Source organism: Azospirillum brasilense (assembly GCF_003349955.1).
Lineage (GTDB): Bacteria > Pseudomonadota > Alphaproteobacteria > Azospirillales > Azospirillaceae > Azospirillum > Azospirillum brasilense_B.
In genome coordinates this window covers 47,500-68,637 of the sequence record NZ_QLKQ01000016.1, presented here as the reverse complement: position 1 = coordinate 68,637, position 21,138 = coordinate 47,500, and the positions used below count along the sequence as shown (strand labels likewise).

General features: G+C 69.4%; 15 protein-coding genes. 9 read left to right on the top strand and 6 right to left on the bottom strand.

The annotated features are described in order from the left end of the window. Positions 1 to 78 precede the first annotated feature (78 nt). The 7 genes from DXK32_RS09730 to DXK32_RS09700 all read left to right on the top strand — a co-directional run bounded on the left by DXK32_RS09730 (position 79) and on the right by DXK32_RS09700 (position 7,356). On the top strand, positions 79 to 948 hold the full coding sequence (locus tag DXK32_RS09730; protein WP_040134463.1) for a branched-chain amino acid ABC transporter permease: 870 nt from the start codon (positions 79 to 81) through the stop codon (positions 946 to 948). Beyond that, the gene (locus DXK32_RS09725; RefSeq protein ID WP_114858324.1) at positions 945 to 1,934 is read left to right on the top strand and encodes a branched-chain amino acid ABC transporter permease; all 990 of its coding nucleotides are present in this window, start codon (positions 945 to 947) and stop codon (positions 1,932 to 1,934) included. The genes DXK32_RS09730 and DXK32_RS09725 overlap by 4 nt, the downstream gene beginning before the upstream one ends. Further along, a complete protein-coding gene (locus tag DXK32_RS09720) occupies positions 1,934 to 2,659 on the top strand; it encodes an ABC transporter ATP-binding protein (protein ID WP_114858323.1) in 726 nt (241 codons plus the stop codon). The genes DXK32_RS09725 and DXK32_RS09720 overlap by 1 nt, the downstream gene beginning before the upstream one ends. Positions 2,660 to 2,810: 151 nt before the next feature. Continuing rightward, the gene (locus DXK32_RS09715) at positions 2,811 to 4,523 is read left to right on the top strand and encodes a methyl-accepting chemotaxis protein (RefSeq protein WP_114858322.1); all 1,713 of its coding nucleotides are present in this window, start codon (positions 2,811 to 2,813) and stop codon (positions 4,521 to 4,523) included. A gap of 130 nt (positions 4,524 to 4,653) precedes the next feature. Beyond that, positions 4,654 to 5,775: an LPS export ABC transporter permease LptF gene (lptF, locus tag DXK32_RS09710; RefSeq protein WP_114858350.1), complete on the top strand. Its 1,122-nt coding sequence runs from the start codon at positions 4,654 to 4,656 to the stop codon at positions 5,773 to 5,775. Positions 5,776 to 5,791: 16 nt separating this feature from the next. Beyond that, positions 5,792 to 6,790, top strand: coding sequence for a glycosyltransferase family 9 protein (locus DXK32_RS09705; protein ID WP_114858351.1), 999 nt, complete (start codon positions 5,792 to 5,794; stop codon positions 6,788 to 6,790). A 92-nt stretch (positions 6,791 to 6,882) separates the two neighbouring features. Then, positions 6,883 to 7,356, top strand: coding sequence for a flagellar biosynthesis regulator FlaF (locus DXK32_RS09700; RefSeq protein ID WP_114858321.1), 474 nt, complete (start codon positions 6,883 to 6,885; stop codon positions 7,354 to 7,356). 106 nt (positions 7,357 to 7,462) lie between these two features. Here DXK32_RS09700 and DXK32_RS09695 read toward each other — a convergent pair whose 3' ends face one another. The 3 genes from DXK32_RS09695 to DXK32_RS09685 form a co-directional block, all read right to left on the bottom strand. Beyond that, the gene (locus tag DXK32_RS09695) at positions 7,463 to 9,529 is read right to left on the bottom strand and encodes a hypothetical protein (protein WP_114858320.1); all 2,067 of its coding nucleotides are present in this window, start codon (positions 9,527 to 9,529) and stop codon (positions 7,463 to 7,465) included. Next, on the bottom strand, positions 9,526 to 10,932 hold the full coding sequence (gene flgK, locus DXK32_RS09690; protein ID WP_114858319.1) for a flagellar hook-associated protein FlgK: 1,407 nt from the start codon (positions 10,930 to 10,932) through the stop codon (positions 9,526 to 9,528). Before flgK ends, DXK32_RS09695 begins: the two co-directional genes overlap by 4 nt. A 78-nt stretch (positions 10,933 to 11,010) precedes the next feature. Beyond that, positions 11,011 to 14,430 carry a flagellar hook-basal body complex protein gene (locus DXK32_RS09685; protein WP_114858318.1) on the bottom strand — a complete coding sequence of 1,140 codons (3,420 nt, stop codon included), beginning with the start codon at positions 14,428 to 14,430 and terminating at the stop codon, positions 11,011 to 11,013. Between the two features lie 326 nt (positions 14,431 to 14,756). Here DXK32_RS09685 and DXK32_RS09680 point away from each other — a divergent pair, with 326 nt between their 5' ends. Beyond that, entirely contained in the window at positions 14,757 to 14,975 is a 219-nt protein-coding gene (locus tag DXK32_RS09680) for a hypothetical protein (RefSeq protein ID WP_247877077.1), read from the top strand. Here the strand turns inward: DXK32_RS09680 and DXK32_RS09675 are convergent. Then, positions 14,948 to 16,402 (bottom strand): tetratricopeptide repeat protein, encoded by a 1,455-nt coding sequence (locus tag DXK32_RS09675; protein WP_114858316.1) that lies wholly within the window; start codon positions 16,400 to 16,402, stop codon positions 14,948 to 14,950. The two genes, DXK32_RS09680 and DXK32_RS09675, sit on opposite strands and share 28 nt — an antisense overlap. A gap of 66 nt (positions 16,403 to 16,468) precedes the next feature. On the opposite strand from DXK32_RS09675, the gene DXK32_RS09670 reads away from it, so the two are divergent. Further along, the gene (locus DXK32_RS09670) at positions 16,469 to 16,801 is read left to right on the top strand and encodes a DUF1491 family protein (RefSeq protein WP_014197577.1); all 333 of its coding nucleotides are present in this window, start codon (positions 16,469 to 16,471) and stop codon (positions 16,799 to 16,801) included. Between the two features lie 25 nt (positions 16,802 to 16,826). Here the strand turns inward: DXK32_RS09670 and DXK32_RS09665 are convergent, their stop codons facing one another. After that, positions 16,827 to 19,298, bottom strand: coding sequence for an ATP-binding protein (locus DXK32_RS09665; protein ID WP_114858315.1), 2,472 nt, complete (start codon positions 19,296 to 19,298; stop codon positions 16,827 to 16,829). A gap of 7 nt (positions 19,299 to 19,305) precedes the next feature. After that, positions 19,306 to 20,841, bottom strand: a complete 1,536-nt coding sequence (locus tag DXK32_RS09660; protein ID WP_114858314.1) for a bifunctional metallophosphatase/5'-nucleotidase — start codon at positions 20,839 to 20,841, stop codon at positions 19,306 to 19,308. Between the last annotated feature and the right edge of the window lie 297 nt (positions 20,842 to 21,138).

Here is a 21,138-nt window from a genome sequence, read left to right as displayed (position 1 = left end):
AACCTTGTCACGACTACGAAGGACTGCTACGCCGCTCAGGCTTGGCCATCCGGGGCTCTTCCCAAGGGCGAATGATGCATGCCGTTTGACTATTACCTGAACATCGCCGCGTCGGGCCTGCTGACCGGGCTGGTCTACGGGCTGGCGGCGCTCGGCCTGTCGGTCATCTTCGGCGTCGTGCGCGTGGTCAATTTCGCGCATGGCGAGATGATGGTCGCCGGCATGTACGGCGCCGTGCTGCTGGCCAGCCTGCTCGGGCTCGACCCGATCCTGGCGGCGCCCATCGTGGCGGCGGTGCTGTTCGCCTTCGGCTGGCTGCTCCAGCGCGGGCTGGTCAACCGCTTCGTCGAACGGCCCGAGCACATGCAGTTCATCCTGCTGCTGGGCATCGCGACGATCATCCTGAACGCCATGCTGATGCTGTTCGGGCCGGATTCCCGCAACGTCATGGTGCCCTACAGCTTCGACACGGTGGAGATCGGGCCGCTGCTGCTCGACGCGGTGCGGCTGCGCGCCGGAGCCGGGGCGATCGTGGTGACGGTGGCGCTGTTCGCCTTCTTCCGCTTCAGCCGCACCGGCAAGGCCATCCGCGCCTGCGCCGACAACCCGCTGGGCGCCCGCGTCGTCGGGCTGAACATCGACGGGCTCTACGCGCTGACCTTCGGCATCGGCGCCGCGGTGGTGGGCATCGCCGGGGCGCTGATGACGCTGCTGGTCGATTCCCGGCCGCAACTCGCCCCGGAATACACGCTGCTGAGCTTCATCATCGTCATCGTCGGCGGGCTGGGCAGCCTGCCGGGCGCTCTGCTGGGCGGCATGCTGATCGGCTTTTCGGAGGCGATGGCCGGCTTCCTGCTGGACCCCTCGCTCAAATCCCTCTTCAGCTATGGTGTGCTGATCGTGGTGTTGCTGCTGCGCCCGCAGGGCCTGCTGGGGAAACGCTCGTGACGGGGCGCGGGATCGTCCTTCTGGCGCTGTGCGGCGCGCTGCTGCTGGGCGCGCCGATGGTCGCCGACCGCTACGTCCTGTCGGTGCTGACCACGGTGCTGTGGTTCGCCTATGTCGGGCAGGCGTGGAACGTGATGATGGGCTTCTCCGGCCTGCTGTCGCTGGGCCACGCGCTCTATGTCGGGCTGGGGGCCTACGCCAGCGCGGCTCTGTTCGTGCATTTCGGGATCGGTCCCTGGGCCGGGATGTGGGTGGCCATGCTGGCGGCGACGGCGGCGGGTTGCTTCATCGGCTTCCTGGGCTTCCGCTTCGGGGTGCGCGGCGTGCATTTCGCCCTGCTGACCATCGCCTTCGCCGAGGTCGCGCGCATCGGCTTCGACCATCTGCAGTGGTTCGGCGGCTCGGGCGGCTTCTTCATCCCGGTGGCCGGCGACGCCGGCAACGACCTGCTGAACCTGCGCGGCTCGCCGGAGCTGTTCTACTACGTGATCCTGGCGCTGGTTCTGGCGGCGCTGGCCCTGTCGCGGGTCCTGCTGCACAGCCGCCTCGGCTACCAGTGGCTGGCCGTGCGCGAGGAGCCGGAGGCGGCGGAGGCGGTCGGCGTCGACCTGTTCCGCGCCCGCATCGCGGCGGTCGCCGTGTCCTCCGCCCTGACGGCGCTGGGCGGGGTGTTCCAGGCCTTCTACTTCAACAACCTGTTTCCCGAGCAGGTCTTCTCCATGGGCCGCTCCATCGAGATCATCCTGCCGGCCATCGTCGGCGGCATCGGCACGCTGATCGGGCCGATCCTCGGGGCCTTCATCCTGACCCCGCTGGGCGAGCTGCTGACCTTCCTGATCGAGGCGACCGGCTTCGACCTGCCGGGCCTGAAGCAGCTGTTCTACGGGGTGGCGCTGGTGGTGATCGTCGTCTACCGCCCGGACGGGGTGTGGCCGTGGCTGGCCGACCGGCTGGGCCTCGTCCGCCGCCCCGGGGAGGACGCGTGATGGCCGGGCTTCTGGAGGTCGAGGGCCTGTCCAAGCGGTTCCGCGGGCTGAAGGCCGTTTCCAACGTCGGCTTCTCCGTGCCGGAAGGGCGGATCGTCGCGCTGATCGGCCCGAACGGCGCCGGCAAGACGACCACCTTCAACCTGATCGCCGGGGTCTTCCCGCCCGACGAGGGGCGGGTGCATCTGAAGGGCGCGCCGATCACCGGGCTGAAGCCCAACCGCATCTGCGCGGCGGGCATCGGCCGGACCTTCCAGATCGTCAAGCCCTTCGGGCAGCTGTCGGTCGAGGAGAACGTGATCGTCGGCGCGCTGGCCCGCGAACGGTCCGTGACGGCGGCGCGCGACCACGCCCGGCGGGTGCTCGACCGGCTGGGGCTCGCCGATCAGGCCAACCGCCCGGCGCGCAGCCTGACCCTGCCGGACCGCAAGCGGCTGGAGGTCGCCCGCGCGCTCGCCACCCGCCCGATCCTGCTGCTGCTGGACGAGGTTCTGGCCGGCCTGCGCCCGACCGAGGTCGACCGCATGGTCGAGGTGCTGCGCGACCTGAACCGGCACGAGGGCATGACGATCCTGATGATCGAGCATGTGATGCGCGCGGTGATGGCCCTGTCCGATCAGGTGGTCGTGCTGGACCACGGGGAGAAGATCGCCGACGGCCTGCCTGCTGAGGTTGTGGCGAACCCCAAGGTGATCGAATCCTACCTGGGCGCCGAGGATATCTGACCGGCCCTTCGCAACAGGCGGTCTCGGCGCTGGAAACACTCCTTTAATGTTTGTTGGCCCATCATTCGTTCCCAGATAAGGGCAGCGACCGACACAGCAACGTCCGGTCGAGAAAACAAGCGCCCGACAAGGGGCTGCACGGGAGGAACGAATGAAGGCACTCGGCAATCTGCGGATTGGCCAGCGGCTGTCCATCGGCTTCGCGGCGGTGATCGCGGTGCTGGTGGTGACGGTCGGCACCGGCCTCTTGCTGACCGACAACGGGAAGACGCTGAGCCGTCTGGTGGCCGATGTCCGCATGCCGACGGCGCTGGCCGGGCAGGGCATCGTCGCGGCGGTCACCGCCACCAACGCCGCCATGCAGGGCTATCTGCTGACCAACCGCGAGGATTTGAAGCAGGAGCGCAACGTCGCCTGGGACCGCATCGACGCCCTGCGCCAGGAGATGGACGGGCTGTCGGCCCGCTGGTCCGATCCGCAGGTCCAGGCCACCTGGGACGCGGTGAAGCCGCTGCTCGACCATCTGCGCCGCGACCAGGACATGGCGGAATCGCTGGGCACCATCGGCGACCAGATGGGCGCGCTGAACTCCCTGAACGACGACGCGATCCCGCGCGCCAACCAAGTGATGAGCCTGCTGGTCGGCGACACCCGGTCCAACGACGCCAGCGCCCTGATCCCACGCCAGCGCGCCCTGCTGCAGGCCGACACGGCGGGGATGATCGATGGCGCCGACCGTCTGGTGATGATCCAGGCGGTTCTGCTGACCCTGGGGCTGCTGATCGCGGCGGCGGCGATCCTGCTGACCTCGCGCTCCATCGTGCGGCCGCTCGGCGCCATGACGGAGGCGATGCGGCGGCTGGCCGACGGCGACTCCGCCACGCCCGTGCCGGCCACCGGGCGGGGCGACGAGATCGGGCAGATGGCCAAGGCCGTGCTGGTCTTCAAGGACAACATGATCGCCGCGCGGCAGGCCGCGGAGCGCGAGCACGCGGAGCAGGACGTGCGCGCCCGCCGCGCCCGCGCCATCGAGGAGCTGACCGGCCGCTTCGACCGCGAGGCGGCGGCCGTGCTCGGCTCGGTCTCCGCCGCCGCGGTGCAGATGAAGGCGACGGCCAGCCAACTCGCCGCCACGGCGGAGCAGACCACCCGCCAGTCGGTGACCGTGGCCGGCGCGTCGGAACAGGCCAGCGCGAACGTCCAGACCGTCGCCACCGCGACGGAGGAGCTGGCCGCCTCGGTCCAGGAGATCGGCCGGCAGGTCGCCAGCAGCACGGCCATCGCCGACGAGGCGGTGCACAAGGCCGAGCGGGCCGACCAGGCGATGCGCAGCCTCGCCACCGCCTCGGCGGAGATCGTCGCGGTGATCGACCTGATCACCCAGGTGGCCTCGCAGACCCGGCTGCTGGCGCTGAACGCCACCATCGAGGCGGCGCGGGCCGGCGAGATGGGCAAGGGCTTCGCCGTCGTGGCGGCGGAGGTCAAGGCGCTGGCCGACCAGACCACCCGCGCCACCGACGAGATCGCCGCGAAGATCGTCTCCGTCCGCAGCGAGACCGATGGAGCGGTGGCCTCGATCGGCGACGTGATGGGCACCATCGGGCGAATCAGCGAGGTCGCCTCGACCATCGCCGCGGCGGTGGAGCAGCAGCAGGCGGCGACGCGGGAGATCGCCCGCAACATCCAGCAGGCGGCGGTTGGCACGCAGGACGTGACCTCCAACATCGCCGACGTGAACCGGGCGGCCAGCGAGACCGGCAGCGCCGCCCGCAACGTGCTGGAGGCCGCGGGATCACTGTCCGATCAGGCGGACGGGCTGCGCAGCAAGGTGGAGGTGTTCCTGTCGGCGGTGCGCACGGCCTGACGCGGCGGGGCCTGACGGCGCAAGGGTTCGGCGCAAAAGTTCGGCGTGCCGGGTCCTCGGCCCGATCAACACTTGACCCGGACGCCCGAGCCCGTCAGCTTCTCGCCGGGCTTTCCCGTGACGCATGCACATGAACCGACTGCAACGCTATCTCTTCCGCAATCTTCTGATCGCCCTCCTGTATTCCACGGCCGGCCTGACCTTGACGATCTGGCTGAGCCAGTCTCTGCGGCTGATCGAGATGGTGGTGGAGGCCGGGGCGCCGATGCGGGTGTTCCTGTGGCTGCTCATCCTGACGGTGCCGACCTTCCTCGGCATCGTGCTGCCGCTGGCCCTGGTCGGGGCGGTGCTGTTCACCTACAACCGTCTGGCGACCGACAGCGAGCTGGTGGTGATGCGCGCCGCCGGCGTCGGCCCCTTCGCCCTGGCGGCGCCGGCGATGCTGCTGGCCTTCGGCGTCACGGTGGTCGTCTATGTGCTGAACCTCTGGCTGACGCCCGCCGCCCACCAGGAGCTGGTGCGCATGGAATACGCCGTGCGCAGCGACTATTCGCAGCTGTTCCTGCGCGAGGGCGTGTTCAACGAGGTGGGCGACCGCTTCAGCGTCTTCGTGCGCGAGCGCGACAGCGACGCCAACCTGCACAGCGTGATCATCCATGACGGGCGCGTTCCGGAGAAGCCGGTGACGATCATGGGCGAGCGGGCGGTGATGCTGACCGGGTCGGAGGGCGCGCGCTTCGTCGTCTACAACGGCAACCGGCAGGAGCTGGACCGCAAGACCGACCGGCTGTCCCAGCTCTTCTTCGAACGCTACGCGGTGGACCTGAAGGTGCTGAGCAGCGCCAGCGCCGAGCGCTATCCGGACGCCCGCGAGCGGTCCACCGACGAGTTGCTGCACCCGCCGGCCCAGATGGCGGCGGACCCGAAGATGATGCGGGACCTGCTGGCGGAACTGCACCACCGCCTGTCCACGCCCCTGCTGGCGCTGGCCTACACCATGGTGGCGCTGGCCTGCCTGCTGTCGGGTGAGTTCAACCGGCGCGGCCAGTCGGTGCGCGTGACCACCGCGGTGCTGGTGGTGATGGCGATCCAGTCCGCCGTCCTTGGCCTGTCCAGCCTTGCCGCCAAGGTGACCGTGCTGGTGCCGCTGATGTATGTGCTGCCGGTGGCGGCCCTGGTGCCGGCGGCCTGGATCCTGTCGCGCAACCTGCGGCGGCGTGTGCCGCCCGGTGGCGAAGCGGCGGCGGGCTGAGGGGGCGGACCGGGTCTTGCGCATCCTGTTCATCACGTCCAACCGGCTGGGCGACGCGGTCCTCTCCACCGGGCTGCTGGCCCATCTGAGCGAACGGCATCCGGATGCCGCGCTGACCATCGCCTGCGGCCCGCTGCCGGCGCCGCTGTTCCGTTCCGTTCCGCGGCTGGAGCGTCTGATCCCCATGCCGAAGCGGGCCTGGGCGCGGCATTGGGTCGACCTCTGGCGCGCCTGCGTCGGCACGCGCTGGGATCTGGTGGTGGATCTGCGCAACTCCGCGGTCGGTCGTCTGGTTCTGGCGCGGCGCCGGTTCTTCCACGCCCGCGCCCCGCATCTCCACAAGGTGGAGGAGATCGGGCGGGTGCTCGGCCTGTCCCCGCCGCCGTCGCCCCGCCTGTGGATCGACGCGGCGGCCGAGGCCGAGGCCGACCGGCTGCTGCCCGGCGGCGCGGAGCCGTTCCTGGCGATCGGCCCGACCGCGAACTGGACCGGCAAGGAATGGCCGGCGGACCGCTTCGCCGAACTGGCGGCGCGGCTGACCGGTCCCGGCGGCCGGCTGTCCGGCCGGCGTGTCGCCGTGCTGGCCGCCGGGCCGGAGCGCGAGCGCGCCCGGCCGGTTCTGGAGGCACTGGGCGAGCGGGCCATCGACCTGACCGGGCGCACCGATCCCATGGCCGCGGCGGCCTGCGTGCGCCGGGCGGCGCTCTACATCGGCAACGATTCCGGGTTGATGCACATCGCCGCCGCCGCCGGCACGCCGACCGTCGGGCTGTTCGGGCCGGGCTTCCCGGAAATCTACGGCCCGTGGGGCGTGGCGGCGCGCACCGTGATCAGCCGGGTTCCGCGGTCCGAGCTTCTCGCTCGCCAGAAGGCCGATCCGCGGGCCACCGGACTGATGGACGGCATTTCCGTGGATGCGGTCGAACAGGCGGCCGGAGAACTGCTTGGTCCGGCGACGCCGGAACGGTGCGAAGTCGTGACAAATCCTTGCAAATCACCGGAGACAGGTCCGTAAAGTTGACAAGGATTGAAGGATCGCTGACAATCCTTTTGGTCCGGACCTGATTCAGCATTGCTCTGTCCGGCGGCCTGTCCCGAGGGTTTGGAATGAAGCCGACACCGACATACGCGAACAAGCCGACCTCCGACAATCCGCGCGATGTCGAGGCCTGGGCTTTGGCGGAGGCGTCACGGCGCCTGATCGATGCCGGGCGCAGCCCCGTGAACGAAGAGACGCTTCGCGGCGCCCTGCAATTGAACCAGCGCCTTTGGACGATTTTCCAGGCCGCGATGACCGAGGAGGATTGCGGTCACCCGCCGGAGGTGCGGACCAACATCGCCGCCCTGTCGCTGCTGGTCGACCGCGAGACGGTCGCCCGCCTGATCGATCTCGACGTGTCGAAGCTGGAAACCCTCATCAGCATCAACCGGTCGGTGGCCAGCGGCCTGACCGCCCGCCCCGACACGGTCGCCCCAGGGCAGCCGGCTCCGGCTCCGCAGGCGGCCCGTCCTCCGATGGCCCCCCCGGTTGCCGCGCCGGACAGCCAGCCGCCGCGCCAGTCGCTGCGGATCTCGATCTGATATCCACGCGCGTCCCATAAGAAAACCGGCGTCCCAAGGGACGCCGGTTTTTTTTGTTCGGCAACGGTTCCCTCTCCGCTGCGCCGGGGAGGGAACCGTTGCGCCTTCAGCTGATGTAGTTGAGCAGCGACAGCTTCTGGCGCTGGCCGGCGACCGTGTAGGCGGCCTCCAGGGCGTTCATGGAGGTGCGCAGGCGGGCCGCCACCTCGGTCTCGTCGATGCCTTCGATGCCGGCGATGCGCTCCACCACCGTGGCCGACGCGGTGGTGTGGGCGGTCTTCTTCTCCTCCAGCGTCGCGAGGTCGGAGGCCACCTTGGAGTGGACCGAGCGCACCTCGTCCTTGGCCTGGGCCATCAGCTCCCGCGACTTGGTGATGTATTCCTCGTACTTGCCGGGGTTGGACGCGGCGACGTGGGCCATGCGGAAGGCGGCGACCAGCTTCTGGAAGGCGCGGTCGTCGCTGGTAACGCCGTAGGTCAGCGTCTGGCCGTCGTCGATGGTGACCGCCGCCTTGTCCCACGCCTTGCTGTTCTTCCGGTTCGACATGTATTCCGAATCGTAGAAGGGCAGGTCCGGCGGGTCCACATAGGGCAGGTCGGTCAGGGCGTCGGCCTGCGACGGCAGGGTCGCGACCGAGATGGTGTTGTCGATCTGACCGTTGACCGCCCGCACCGAGGTGGAGAACTGCTGCACGCGTGACGGATGGTTGGGGTCCATCGTGCTGTTGCTGGTCAACTGGATGGTCGATCCGTTGCCGGCGGGGTCGATGGTCACCGGCGGCACCGGGCTGGTCTTGGTGAACTCGGCGCGCAGCATATCGGCCACCTTCGACACGTCGGTGACGCCGTTGTTGTAGTCTTTCTCCGTGACCGTGTAGCGGACCGTGTATTGCTGGTAGGGCGGCAGGTCCTCCGGCTCGTCCGGGTGTTCCGAATAGTATTTCCGGTTGAAGGGGTCGTCCGGGTCGCCGACGGTGACGTTGATCTCGTAGGTGTCGCCGATGTCCACGCCGTCGCCGGTCAGCGCGAAGCTGTCGATCTGCTTCAGCCCGGTGCCGGCGGGTGCCGGCAGTGTCGCCGCCTGGGTGGTGGTCGGCGCCGTCATCGAGTTGTCGATGCTCATCGAGTTCTGGACGCGCGCCTGCACGTCGAACGTCCGGCTCTGGTCCTCGCTGATCAGCGAGATGATGCCGTTGGCGGCGGAGGCGATGATCGGCAGCTTCGGGTTGGCCGACTGGATCAGGCTGTTGAGCGTGCTGGCGACGAAGGTGACGGTCTTCGGATCGCCCGGCTGGACCTGATAGCCGAAGGGCTTGCCGTCGATCGACACCTCGAAGTAGTCGTCGGTGTTGACCATCGACCCGTTCAGCGTCACGCGGGTGGACTGCGGCTGGGCCAGCAGGTCGCCGACCGGTTCGGTGCCGTAGCGCGAGCCGGCGAACAGGTAGCGGTCGCCGAACTGCTCGTTCAGGAGCTGCTGGATGTCGCGGAGCGCGCCCTCGACCCGGTCGCGCATGTCGTTGGCCTGCGGCCAGCTCACGTTGAAGGTGCTGCTCGACGCCGCGGTGAGCTGGTCGAAGCTGAGATTCAGCACCGCGCCTCCGCCGGGGCCGCCGTCGATCTTGAAGTTGTAGCCGCCGCCGTCGCTGGGGGGCACGGTCTTCAGATTGATGGTGCGGGTGGTCTTGCCGCCCAGCCCGTCGGTCACCGTCACGTCGAACGAGCCGTTGACCCCGTCCTTCGAGGGGGTGGAGGTCACGGTGTAGCGGGCGTTCTGGGTGAAGGTGGACTTGTCGCCGTTGACCGTCAGCTTCAGCGCGTCGGGGTTGCTGTTGAAGGCGGAGGTGACGGTGGCCGGCCCCGGCTGGAACGGCATCAGGTTGCTGCTCTGCCAGTCCGTGGCGAGCTTCTCCAGGCTGTTCAGCACCGTGTCGGTCGCCTTCACGCGCGGCGACGCGGTGTTGATGTTCTGGACGTAGGCCTCGCGCTGGACCAGCTCGGCCCGCAGGGCCAGCAGCTTCTGCGTTTCGGCGCCATAGGCGTTCAGGTCGGTGGACTTCTTGCCGGTGGTCAATTGCTCCGAGAGCGTGTCCACCTTGTTCTGGCCGTTGGTCAGGTTGCGAACCAGGCCAAGATACTTGGCGTAGCTGCTGACTTGGGTGATGGAGCTCATCGGACGATCGCCTCCAGCGCGTCAAACATCGTGTTGGCCACTTGCATGACCCGTGCCGACGCGGCGTAGGAGGTCTGGAGCTGTTGCAGATTCGCGATTTCCTCGTCGATGTTGACGCCGGTCGTCGCGTGGTAGCGCTCCTCCAGGATCTGGCGGGAGTCCTTGTCCAGGGAGGACTTGTCCATCGCGGTCTTGGCCGCGGACATCCAGCCGCCGGTGATGTTGCTGGTGATGGAGCTGAAGGACGCGCCCTCCAGCTTCAGCCCGTCGGACTGGAAGCTGCGGCCGGTGGCGCTGAGCGCCGTCACCACGTCCTTGACGGCCGCGCTCTTCAGTTTCTTCGTGTTGTTCAGCAGGTTCTCGTTCACGTGGATGGTGAAGCGGTCGTTGCCCATGAAGAACTGCGTGCCTTCCTCGCCCGGCACCGTCTTCGCCTGGTCGTAGGCGTCGCGGAAGCTGGTGGGCTCGCCGGGCTTGGTCGAACCGGTGAACATCTGCGCGTAGGCGTCGAGCTGCGAGCGCAGCTTGCGGATCACCTCGGTGGTCGGGTCGGCGCTGGCCGCCTGCGGCGGATTGGCGGTGGAGCCGTCGGCGCGCAGGTTCATCAGCGCGGCGACCTTGCCCTCCTTCAGGTGCTGGTTGACGTTGGTGACTTGATTGCCCACCGTCAGGTTGATATTGCCGCCCTCGTAGGAAAGATTTGCCGCCTGGCTGTCGACCAGCGCCAGCCCCGTGGGGGTGAAGACGGCGATGCGGCCGTCCGGGCGGGCCATCGTGCGCACGCCGACATAGGTGCTCAACTCGCGGATCAGCCCGTCGCGCTTGTCGGCCACCTCGTTGCCGGCGGAGCCGTAGCCCTGCAGCGACACGATGTTGTTGTTGATGCTCTCGATTTCCTTCAGCAACCGGTTCACCTCGCCGACCGACTGGCTGAGGTCGCCCTGGATTTCCCGGTCCATGTCCTCCACGCCCTGGGACACGCGGTTGATCTCGCGCGCGAAGGTGTCGGCGGCCTGGATGAGCTGGTACTGCGCGACCTCGCTTTCCGGAGAGGTCTCCACCGCCTTCCAGGCGGTCTGGAAGGCCTCGGCGTATTGGTTCAGCTGCGGCTTGCCGCTGGTCGTGCGCAGCAGGTCGCCGAGCTGCTGCATGTAGGAGGATTTGGTGGACGAGGAGCCCTCGCGCGCGGTCAGGTCCTGCACCTGGCTGAGCAGGGCGGAATCGACCTCGCGGCGGTACTGGGAGGTGAGGACGAACCCGTTGGAATCCAGCACGTTCGACACGGTGTGCCGGGTGCGGGTGGGATCGTCGGCGCGGGCGACGTTGTCCGAGACCAGCTTCACCTGGGCCTGGACCGCACGGAGGCTGGCCGTCGCGCTGCCGAGGGCGCCGAAGAGGGACATGGTCGTTGGACCTTTCGTCTGCGGGATAGGCCGGGCTGGGCGCGGATCGGGCGCCCGCCCGCGTGGTCAGGAGCGCGCTTAGCGCTTCAGGCCGAGGACTTCCTGGAGCATCTCGTCGGAGGTCGTGACGATCTTGGTGTTGGCGGAGTAGGTGCGCTGGGTGACGATCAGCTTGGTGAACTCGTCCGCGATGTCCACGTTGGAGGATTCCACGCTGTTCGCGACCACCGCGCCGGCCCCGTTGGTGTCGGGATCGTTGAAGTTCGGCCGGCCGCCGTCGTCCGTCTCGATGTAGACGCCGCCCGCCTCGCGCTGCAGGGCGTTGGGGTTGTTGAAGGTGACCACCGGGATGCGCCCTATGACGCGGCTGCGGCCGTTGTCGTAGTTCACGATCACGTCGCCGTTGTCGCCGTAGACCACCTCCTTGTACTGGCCGCGCGAGGCGCCGTCCTGCACCAGTTCGCGCACGTTGATCTCGTTGCCGGCGAACTGGGTGACGCCGCCCGACTTGCCGATCTGGCCGAGGTTCAGGGTGATCTGCTGCGGGCCGAAGCCGTAATCCACCGTGAAGGTCACGTTGGCGTCCGCCCCCACCGCCTGATTGGCGGAGGTCACCGCCGTCCCGGTGCCGACCTTCGCCGTGCTGACGCTGGTGATGGTGCCGACATTGCCGGGATCGGTGCCGAAGTTCAGCAGGACGTGCGCGGGCGTGGTGCCGGCCTGGGCGGCGGTTTCCAGGGTGAACTGGTCGGCCGCCGTGCCGCTTGCCGACTTGGCGACCAGCTTCAGCACGCTGCCCTCCGCGCTGGCGGTCACCGGCAGGGCTGTTTCCTTGTTCACCAGATTGGCGAGGCTGGCCGCGATGGTCTCCATCGAGGTCTCCTCGCCCGTCGTCTTGTAGGTGATGGGCTGGCCGTTGATCAGGACCGAGTATTCGGCGCCCTTGTCGCCAGGCGTGCCGGTCAGCGTCACCGATTCCGATTGCCGCACCCCCGCCACGTTGGAGGTGGTGGTGGAGGCGGTCAGCGTGCCGGAGCTGCCGGTGGCGTTCTGGATGCTGGCCTTAGCCTCGAACTTGCCGGTGGTCGAGGTGTTGTGGGTAAGGGTCAGCCGGCCGCCGGTCGAGGTGGCGACGACGTTCAGGTTGGCGGCGTTGACGCGGTTCGCCAGTTCCTGAAGGACGCCGTTGATGTCCTGGAAGTTGCCGTAGTTCGACTTGTCCACCTTCACCGAGATCGGCATGCCATCGACCGAGACCGTGTAGACGTCGCCGACATCGATCTGCGTCTGCGGGTAGGAGAATTCCTGGCGCTGGCCGCGCGAGTCCGTCGGCGCGCTGATCGTCGGGCCGTTCACCTGGTTGTTGGAGGCCGAGCCCGAGCTGTACTCCTGGTCGATCTTGAAGGACGTGCCGGGGTTGCGGGCGGTGACCTGAAGCTGCGAATTGACCACCGATGCGATGACCGGCGCCTGGGGCCGGGCCGAGTTGATCTGGGCGGCCAGCGCGTTGGCGATGCCGCCGTAGGTTCCCATGGTCAGGATGTTGTCGGCGGTGACCGAGACCGCATAGGGAACGCCGTCCACCCGGACGGTGTAGCTGTCGCCGACCCGCACATTGTCGGTGCCGGTGATGTCCAGCTTGCTGCCGCTGACGCCCAGGGCCGCGCCGGGGGTTCCCGTCAGGACCAGGGCGCCCGAGGCGGGGTTGCGCATGGCGGTCACCGCCAGCCCCTGGCTGTTGATCTGCGTCACCAGATCATCCACCACGCCGTTCATGTCCTTCAGCGTGTTGATGTTCGAGTAGGTGACCGTGGTCTTGAACTCGACGCCGAGCACGTTGACGACGTACTGGTCCGGCACCTTCAGCGCCGCCGTCGACGGGAAGGTGACATGGGTGATCTCGGGCAGGGCGGCGGTGGCGGCCTGCGTGATGGTCGGCGTCGCCGCCTGATAGTCCACGGGGGTGGAGGCGCTGATGTTGTTGTCGCGGCTGTCGGCGTTGGTCACGCCGTAGGTGGCCGTAAAGGTCGGCGTCGCGGCGGTGCCGTCCAGCACGAGCTGGTTGGCCGTACCCGCCGGAACCGTGGCCGTGCCGATCAGGGCGTTGACGTTCAGCGACGGCACGGCGGTGTTGATCTGGTTGGCCAGATTGGCGACCACGCCGTTGATGTCCACCAGCGTGCCGATGTTGGCCGAGGTGACGCGCGTCTTGAATTCCTTGCCCGCCACGGTGATGCGGAACTCGTCGCCCACGTCGATGGCGGCGGTGGAGAAGGTGAAGGTGCTGCGCTGGTCGCCGCTGACCGAACCGGTCAGGTTGGTCGAAGGACCGCTGACCGTGCTGAGCTGTGGCTTGGTGTTGGCGAAGGAGCCGCTGACCTCGACCGGCGTGCCGTCCAGCTTCTTCACCAGCACCTTGCGCGGGTCGCTGCTGTCGATCTCGGCGGTGTAGGGAGCCGGCACCATCGCGTTGACCGCGCTGGCCAGCGCGTTCGCCACGTCCGTGAAGTTCGAGAAGTTCGCGATGTTCGCGGCGGTCACCGCGACCGTGACGGGCGGGCTGCCGTTGATGTTCAGGGTGTAGGTGTCGCCGACCCGGATGTTGTCCTGCGACGTGCCGTCCGGATAGTAGTTGGTGCGGCCGCTGACTGTGACCGACGAGGACGGGAAGGACGTCGTGCCGTTGACCAGCACCTGGCTGACCTGGGCCACCGGGGTCACGCCGGCCACCTGGCTGCCCGCCGCCATGGAGGCGGCGCCGCCGGTGAAGGAACCGGCGACCGGCTGGGTCGAGCTTCCCGGCGCCTCGATGCCCAGGCGCCACGCGTTGGAGGCGTCCTGGCGCCAGTTGAACTGGATGGTCCGGGCGTTGCCCTGGGTGTCGTAGACCTGGATGCTGGAGGACGGGATCGGCACGCCCGGCGTCGGGGTGGCCGGCAAGTTGGCGCCCAGCGTGATGCTGTTGGTCGACTGCGGCTTGTCGGTCAGGGTGTTGACCTGGAGCGGCTGCACCACGTCCTTCTTCAACTGGCCGGTCACGTCGTCGACGATCCAGCCGTTCAGCGCGAAGCCGGCACTGTTCACCAGATAGCGGTTCTTGTCCAGCTCGAAGTCGCCGACGCGGGTGTAGTAGACGTTGTCGGCGTTCAGCGTGCCGGTCTGGGTCTGCACCGTTTCGCCTTGCTGGCCGGGGCCGGTCAGGCCGCGGCTGAGCTTGGACACGCTGAAGAAGCCCTGGCCCTGGATGGCGGCGTTGGTCGGGCTCTGCACCTGGGTCAGGTTGCCCTGGATGTTGTTCATGAAGACCGGCGCCGCCGTCACGCCGCCCGGCGCGTGCAACCGCTCGTTGGACTGCAGCACCAGCGTCTCGAAGGCGGTGTTGACCCGCTTGTAGCCGACCGTCGAGGCGTTGGCGATGTTGTCAGAGATGTGACCGAGGGCCTTCGACTGCGCGCTCAGGCCGAGGACGGCGGTGGTCATCGAACCGAAGATGCTCATGGCCAGGGATCTCCACGCGGAAAGGGCAGAATTCGTTGCCATTCGGGTAAGCAAGGACGGTGCCAACTGCGTATCCCTTGTTATGCCTTTGTTTTCTAATGGAAACCCTGACAAAAGGCCGCGCCGGCCCCGTTTTTGCCGCGCGCTGGGAAAAATTGGCCTAGCAGCCCTTGCGGTGCAGGGAAGAAAGCTCCCGTCGCTCCGCCTATCCTCCGGTATGACCAAAGGACAGGGCGTGGCCGGACGGGGGCTGCGCTAGAACGGGGGAAGGGAAACGGGATGCGCGCCGGCGGAGGAGCCGCCGGGGGGAGGCCGCCTTGGACCGCGTGGAGCAATGTCTGATACCGCTGCTGGGGGCGGCCCTTCTGGGGCACGCGCTGAGCAGCGCGCCGCTCCGCTTCGATCCGCCGGACCCGCGGCCCTTCGACGTGGCCGCCTTCAACGCGTCCCTGCCGGCGATGGAGTTGCCGGCGCTGCCGGCCGCGGCGCCGCGCTCCGGCTGTTGCGGAAACGACCCTTACGACTGCTTCTGCGGCGCCAACTGAGCGGCGGCGAAGCGCTCCAGCTCCGTGGCGACGGCGCGCAGGACGCTGTCCCAGTCGCCGGGGCGGGGTTGGCGGAACAGGCGCAGCGACGGGTACCAGGGGCTGTCCGCGCGGTCGAGCAGCCAGCGCCAGTCCGGCGCGTAGGGCAGCAGCAGCCACGCCGGCACGCCGAGCGCGCCCGCCAGATGGATGGTCGCCGTGTCGACCGCGATGACGAGGTCGAGATTCGCCAGGATGGCCGCGCTGTCGGCGAAGTCGCGGATGCCCGCGGTCAGGTCGGGCAGGGCGGCGGGCCGGACCGCTTTCGCGTCGCCGGTCTGAAGGCTGAACAGCCGCAGCCCCGGCGTGTCGAGCAGCGGGGCCAGCCGCTCGGCGGGGATCGAGCGGTTGCGGTCGTTGCGGTGGTTCGGGTTGCCCGCCCAGACGAGCCCGACGCGCGGTCCCGAACCCTTCCCCGTTTCAATGTCAGCGAGCCGGCGGCCCCAGCGCGCCACCTCGTCCGCCTCGGCGAAAAGGTAGGCGGGAGGGGCGGGGATGCTCGCCAGATCGGTGCCGAAGGCGCGCGGCAGGCTTATCAGCGGGCAGTGGAGGTCGTGCGGCGCCGGCGCGGGGCCGCGCACCAGCACCTGGATCTCCGGCCCCAGCGAGCGCAGCAGACGGAACTGCAACGGATGCACGTCCAGGATCACCCTCCCCCCGGCGCGGGCGACCAGCGGGGCGTAGCGGGCGAACTGGATGGTGTCGCCGAAGCCCTGCTCGGCGTGCAGGAGGATGCGCCGGCCGTCCAAGGGTTCTCCGGCCCAGGGCGGGGCGGGCAGGCGGCGCGGGCGCCATTCGAATTCGTCCCATCCGGCGCGCAGGTCGCCCCGCACCAGCCGGCCGACGGCGCGCGCGAGATGCGCGTCGGCGTGGTTGGGCTGTGCCGCCAGAAGGGCGTCGAGGCGGGCGTCGGACTCCGCGAAGCGGCGTGCGTCGCGCAGCACGACGCCCCGGTTGAGCGCGGTGTCCGGATGGCCGGGCCGCAGCCGCTCCGCGCGCTCCAGCCACGCCAGCGCGGCGGGATAGTCGGCCAGCGTGTGGCGCACCGAACCGAAATTCGTCAAGGCGTCGGGCAAGGCCGGGTCGAGGGCCAGGGCGCGGGTCAACGCGGCGTCGGCCCGCTCGGCGTCGCCCAGAACGCGCAGGGCGCCGCCGAGATTCGCCCAGGGCGCCGCCGCGTCGGGGCGGAGCCGCAGCGAGCGGGCGATCAGCGCCGCCGCCGCCCCATGGGCGCCGCCCTGGGCCTCCGCCACGCCGAGCAGATGCAGGGCGTCGGGCTGCGCCGGCTCCACCGCCAGCACGACGCGGTAATCCTGCGCCGCCTCGGCGAGGCGCCCGGCCATGTGGTGGTTGACGGCGGCGTCGAGAACGTCCAGGAGTGTCGCCATGCCCGTTGTCTACACCGGGGCCATGCCGAAGGCGAGCCCCCGGACCTTCCCGGAACGAGGATTTCCATGGACGACCGTCTGCCGACGCATCTCTGGGTGATGGCGCACATCCGCGCCGCCGATGCCGAGGGCGTCACGATGATGGTTCTGCGCAAGGGCGACCCCAGCCGCGGCACGGTCATCCTGAAACTGAACCGGCTGGACCGGACCTTCAGCGTGCTGGTCCAGGTGCGCGACGAGGAGCGGCTGCGCTGGTCGCGCGGCACCGGGGCCGAGCCGGTGGACGAGGCGACGGCCGACGCCTACATCGCCCGCCAGACCCGCTACGACCCCGACGTCTGGGTGATCGAGGTCGAGGACCGCAAGGGCCGTCACTGGTTCGAGGGCGAGGTGCGCTGACCGGGCTTTCCGGAAGGCCACGGGATCACACCAGTTCCGCCTTGCCCACGCTTGTTCCCACCGTCGGCGTGACGCGGGGGAAGCGCAGGGTGAAGCGGGTGCCCTCGCCGGGGATGCTCTGCACCGTGATGGTGCCGCGCAGCGTGCCGGTGACGAGGTTGTAGACGATGTGCAGCCCCAGCCCGCTCCCCCCGCTGCCGCGGCGGGTGGTGAAGAAGGGGTCGAAGATCTTCGGCAGGATGTCCGACGGGATGCCCAACCCGTCGTCGGCCACCGTCAGCTCCACCTGATCCTGCGGCAGCAGGCGAGCGGCGATGGTCAGCCGGCCCGGATGGTGCGGCGTGAAGGCGTGGGTCAGCGCGTTGAGGACGAGGTTGGTGAGGATCTGCGACAGCGCGCCGGGATAGCCGTCCAACTCCAGCTCGTCCGGGCTGTCCACCCCGATGTCCAGGCCGGCCACGTCCTTGTAGGTCGGGCGCAGGCTGCGCAGCAGTTCGCCGATGTAGGTCCTCAGCTCGAACCGGCGGCGTTCGTCGCTCGACTGGTCCACCGCGACCATCTTGAAGCTCTGCACCAGATCGGCGGCGCGCATGCTGTTGGACAGGATCAGCCGGGCCATCTCGCCGCCATCGGCGAGGAAGCGTTGGAATTCCGACTTCTTGATGGCCCCGGCGGCGATCTGGCGGGCTAGCTCCTCGAACTGCACGGCAAGCTGCGAGGCGCCGGTGATGGTGATGCCGATGGGCGTGTTGACCTCGTGCGCCACCCCGGCGACGAGCTGGCCGAGCGAGGCCATCTTCTCCGCCTGGATCAGGCTGGCCTGGGTCTCCTTCAACTCGCGCAGCGCCTGTTCCGCCGCGTCGCGGGACCGGCGCAGCGCCGCCTCCGCCTCGACCTCGCGGGTCACGTCGACGACGATCGACTGGACGGCGGTCTCCCCCTTCCAGTCGATGCGGCGGCTGGTCAGCTCGATCCAGCGCTCCGAGCCGTCGAGCCGGCGGGCGCGCAGCCGTCGCCGCTCGCTGGGCAGGCCGGTGGCGACGATGTGCCGGTAGTTGTCCTCGACCAGGGGCCGGCTGTCCTCGGCGATGAAGTCGAGCACCGAGCGCACCCGCAGCGCCCGGTCCAGGCTGCTGCCCAGGATCTGCAGGAAGGCGTCGTTGGCGTAGAGCGGGCGGAAGTCGCGGTGGATGATGATGCCCTGGATCGAGCCCTCGACGAGGTCGCGGAAGCGCCGCTCCTTCTCGGCCAGATCCATCTGGCGCCGGTCGATCTCGTCGATGAAGTAGCGGATGGAGGCGGCGATGTCGGTGATCTCGTCGTTGCCCTCCACCGGCACCGTCGCGTCGCTGCCGGACAGGCGGGCCAGCACCGCGCCGTTCAGCGCCACCAGCCGCGAGGTCAGGAAGCGCCGGAAGAAGAGATGGACCAGGATGGCCAGCAGGATGGAGGCGCCGCCCAGCACCATCACCAGGCGCGAGCGCTCCTGGATCATCGCCGCCAGATCGCCGGTGCGGTCGGTGGACTGGTCGTGGATGGCGTCGAACAGGGCCAGCGTGAAGCGGTCCACCGTCTCCACCAGGACCCGCGACTGGCCGGACAGCGCCTGGGCGCGGTTGCGCGCCTGCAGCCGCTCGGCGGAGCTGTCGAACAGCGCCCCCGGCGCCACCAGGATCGTGGCGAGATCGGCCCGGATCCGCTCCATCGCGGAGCCCTCCGGCTCGGGCGTGGCGGCCGCCAGCCGGCCCAGCTCGGCCAACGTGTTCTCCGCGTTGCGCCGCTCCCCCCGCAGCCGGTTCAAATGGTCGGTCTGCATCGCCCCCGCGGCCCGCGCCATCAGCGCGCCCGCCCGCACCGCCCACGCGCCCAGCATCCCGCCCTCGCCGGGCGCCGCCGCGGCCGGGCCGGTGCCGGGTTCCGCCCCCGGCAACCGCTCCAGCGCGTCGGCGAGCTGGGCCAGCGCGCGGATCGCCTCCGCCTGCCGGGCGCCGGCATCGATCTGCCGCCCGACCTCGGCGTTCAGGTCGGCCACCGTCGCCGCCAGGATCAGCAGCGTGGACTGGGCCTGCTCCAGAAGCCGCAGCTCGTCGCTTTCGCCATCGCCACCCGGTTCCCCTTGCTGGTGGAGGTCGCGCATGCGCTCCACCAGCTTTCTCAGGAACTCCAGTTCGCTGATGAGCTCGTCGTAGATGGCCCGGCGCTGCGGGGTGGTGGCCGCGCCGGCCAGGACGGGCAGGCGGGCGACCAGCTTCTGGAGCGAGCCGCGCAGCTCCGCGCTGGTGATGACCTTCGGCAGGGTGGTGGTGGACAGCACCGACACCTCCCCCCGGAACAGCTGGAAGGAGGACAGCGACACGACGCCGACCAGCAGGACCAGCATCGTCATGATGGTCAGGCCGATGGAAATGCGCAGCACGATGCCGGCGCGCGCGCGTCGGCGCCGCGGCAGGGGGGGCGCGGTCTCGGCGCGGTCGGTGGAAGGCGGCGTGGCGTCCATTCCGCGGCTACCGCTGGACCGTCAGGCGGCCGTCGAGCCGCGGCGCGAAGCTGCCCGTGCGGGCGATCCGGCTGGCCAGGATGGTCGAAACGAAATCGGCGTCCCGGTCGTCCACCAGACGCGGGGCGGTGGACAGCATCGCATAGCCGTCCCCGCCGTTGGCGAGGTAGCTGCCGGTGGCCAGCCGGAAGCGGGCCAACGGCTCGACCGGCTTGCCGCCCACCGTCAGCGCCACCACCCGCTGGCCGGGCGGGCGCGACGCGTCGACGGTGACGTGGGCGTTGGACAGGTGCGGGAAGCGGCCCTGCAACTGCTCGATTCCGGAGAAGCCGAACTCCAGCGCGTCGCGCAGCTGCTGCCCGGTGACCTCGATCAGCACGGCGGTGTCGTGGAAGGGGAATTCGGTCTGGATCTCCCGGCGCGTCCACACCGTGCCCGCCGCGTAGGCGCGGTCGCCGCGGAAGGAGCCGCCGTTGATCAGCGCCACGTCGGCCTCCATCGCCTCCCGCAGCGAATCGGCGACGGTGTTGGCGAAGGCGTTTTCACTGGCGCGCACCGCCTCGCGCCGCGTGTCGATGGGGGCATCCAGCCGGCCAACCTGCATGCCCAGCATGCTGTCCAGCCGCGCGCGGTAGGCTTTGGCCTGGGCGTCGAGGGTGGGGTCGGGAGGAACGCTGGCGGTGTCGATGGCGCGCACGCCGCTGCTCCACACGGTGCGTGTGGCGCCCTCCTTGGTCACCGTCTCGGCGGTGACGTCCAGGGCCAACACCCAGGCGGCCTGGGGCTCGACCGTCGCGTTCAGGGTCTTGCCGTCGTAATCCACGGCGACCACCCGCCCGCGGTCCTGGTAGAGCACGATGTCGGCGGCGCCGGAGGCGATCACCTCGCGGTGGGTGCCGCCGGAATCGCCGGTCAGCGCCACCACTAGATCGGCCCCGGCGTTGCGCAGCTCCTTCGCCTTGCGCGCCAGGACCGGCCCCGGCGGCAGGAAGTCGGTGCGCGGCGAGCGGGTGATTTCCCCCGTCCGCGCCGGCGTCGCGGCCAGCACCCCGACGCGCACCGGCCCGGCGTTGAGCATCGCGCGGTCCTCCAGCCCGTCCAGAGGCTTGCCGGTCTGGCGGTCCACCGCGTTGGAGACGACCATGGGGAAGTTCGCCTCGAAGGCGCGGGTCATCAGCACGTCGTCGCCGTGGTGGAATTCCCGGTTCAGCGCCGCCATGGCGTCGATGCCGACCCCGTTCAGCAGGTCGATGACGTGCGCACCCTGGTCGTAGAAGGACAGGACGGAGGGGGCGAGCGCCTGCCCGCCGTGCAGAACCAGCACGGTGCCGCCCGCCGCCCGTTCCTGCCGGACCAGCGTGGCGAGCCGGGCGATGCCGCCGCGTCCTTGCACGTCCTCCAGCTCGGTCGTGCTGTGGGCGTAGAGGATGGTGAAGCGGGTGGGGTCCGCCCACGCGGGTCCGCCGGCCGAAATCCCGCTGGTCAAAATCCCGAGAACCAGCGCGACCACCGGGCGCAGCCAGACGCCCCTGCCGAATCCCATGCCGTCGTTCCCCATCCAGCGTCCGCACGGCCATCGCCGCTGCGGGCCGCACCCCCAGTTCCGCGTCGGATTATGCGCGTTCGCGCGCCGGTGGTGAAGCTGTACCGAGGATGACAAATCGCCCCGTTCCACGACGGGACGGCACCCGGACACCATAGGACGGAGGAAATGCCGAAAGGCCATTGACGTCGGCGAGTCTAAAGGCCATTGACGTCGGCGAGTCTAAAGCTTGTCCGAGCAGGCTTTGCGCCTGCTCTCAAATGGCGGACGCGGCTTGTGGGAGCGGATGCTCCTGCA

Bases quoted from the DNA above. Each gene is read 5' to 3' on its own strand.
- DXK32_RS09730 (WP_040134463.1), top strand. From the start codon at position 79: ATGCCGTTTGACTATTACCTGAACATCGCCGCGTCGGGCCTGCTGACC.
- DXK32_RS09720 (WP_114858323.1), top strand. From the start codon at position 1,934: ATGGCCGGGCTTCTGGAGGTCGAGGGCCTGTCCAAGCGGTTCCGCGGG.
- DXK32_RS09715 (WP_114858322.1), top strand. From the start codon at position 2,811: ATGAAGGCACTCGGCAATCTGCGGATTGGCCAGCGGCTGTCCATCGGC.
- lptF (WP_114858350.1), top strand. From the start codon at position 4,654: ATGAACCGACTGCAACGCTATCTCTTCCGCAATCTTCTGATCGCCCTC.
- DXK32_RS09700 (WP_114858321.1), top strand. From the start codon at position 6,883: ATGAAGCCGACACCGACATACGCGAACAAGCCGACCTCCGACAATCCG.
- DXK32_RS09695 (WP_114858320.1), bottom strand. From the start codon at position 9,529: ATGAGCTCCATCACCCAAGTCAGCAGCTACGCCAAGTATCTTGGCCTG.
- flgK (WP_114858319.1), bottom strand. From the start codon at position 10,932: ATGTCCCTCTTCGGCGCCCTCGGCAGCGCGACGGCCAGCCTCCGTGCG.
- DXK32_RS09685 (WP_114858318.1), bottom strand. From the start codon at position 14,430: ATGAGCATCTTCGGTTCGATGACCACCGCCGTCCTCGGCCTGAGCGCG.
- DXK32_RS09675 (WP_114858316.1), bottom strand. From the start codon at position 16,402: ATGGCGACACTCCTGGACGTTCTCGACGCCGCCGTCAACCACCACATG.
- DXK32_RS09670 (WP_014197577.1), top strand. From the start codon at position 16,469: ATGGACGACCGTCTGCCGACGCATCTCTGGGTGATGGCGCACATCCGC.
- DXK32_RS09665 (WP_114858315.1), bottom strand. From the start codon at position 19,298: ATGGACGCCACGCCGCCTTCCACCGACCGCGCCGAGACCGCGCCCCCC.
- DXK32_RS09660 (WP_114858314.1), bottom strand. From the start codon at position 20,841: ATGGGATTCGGCAGGGGCGTCTGGCTGCGCCCGGTGGTCGCGCTGGTT.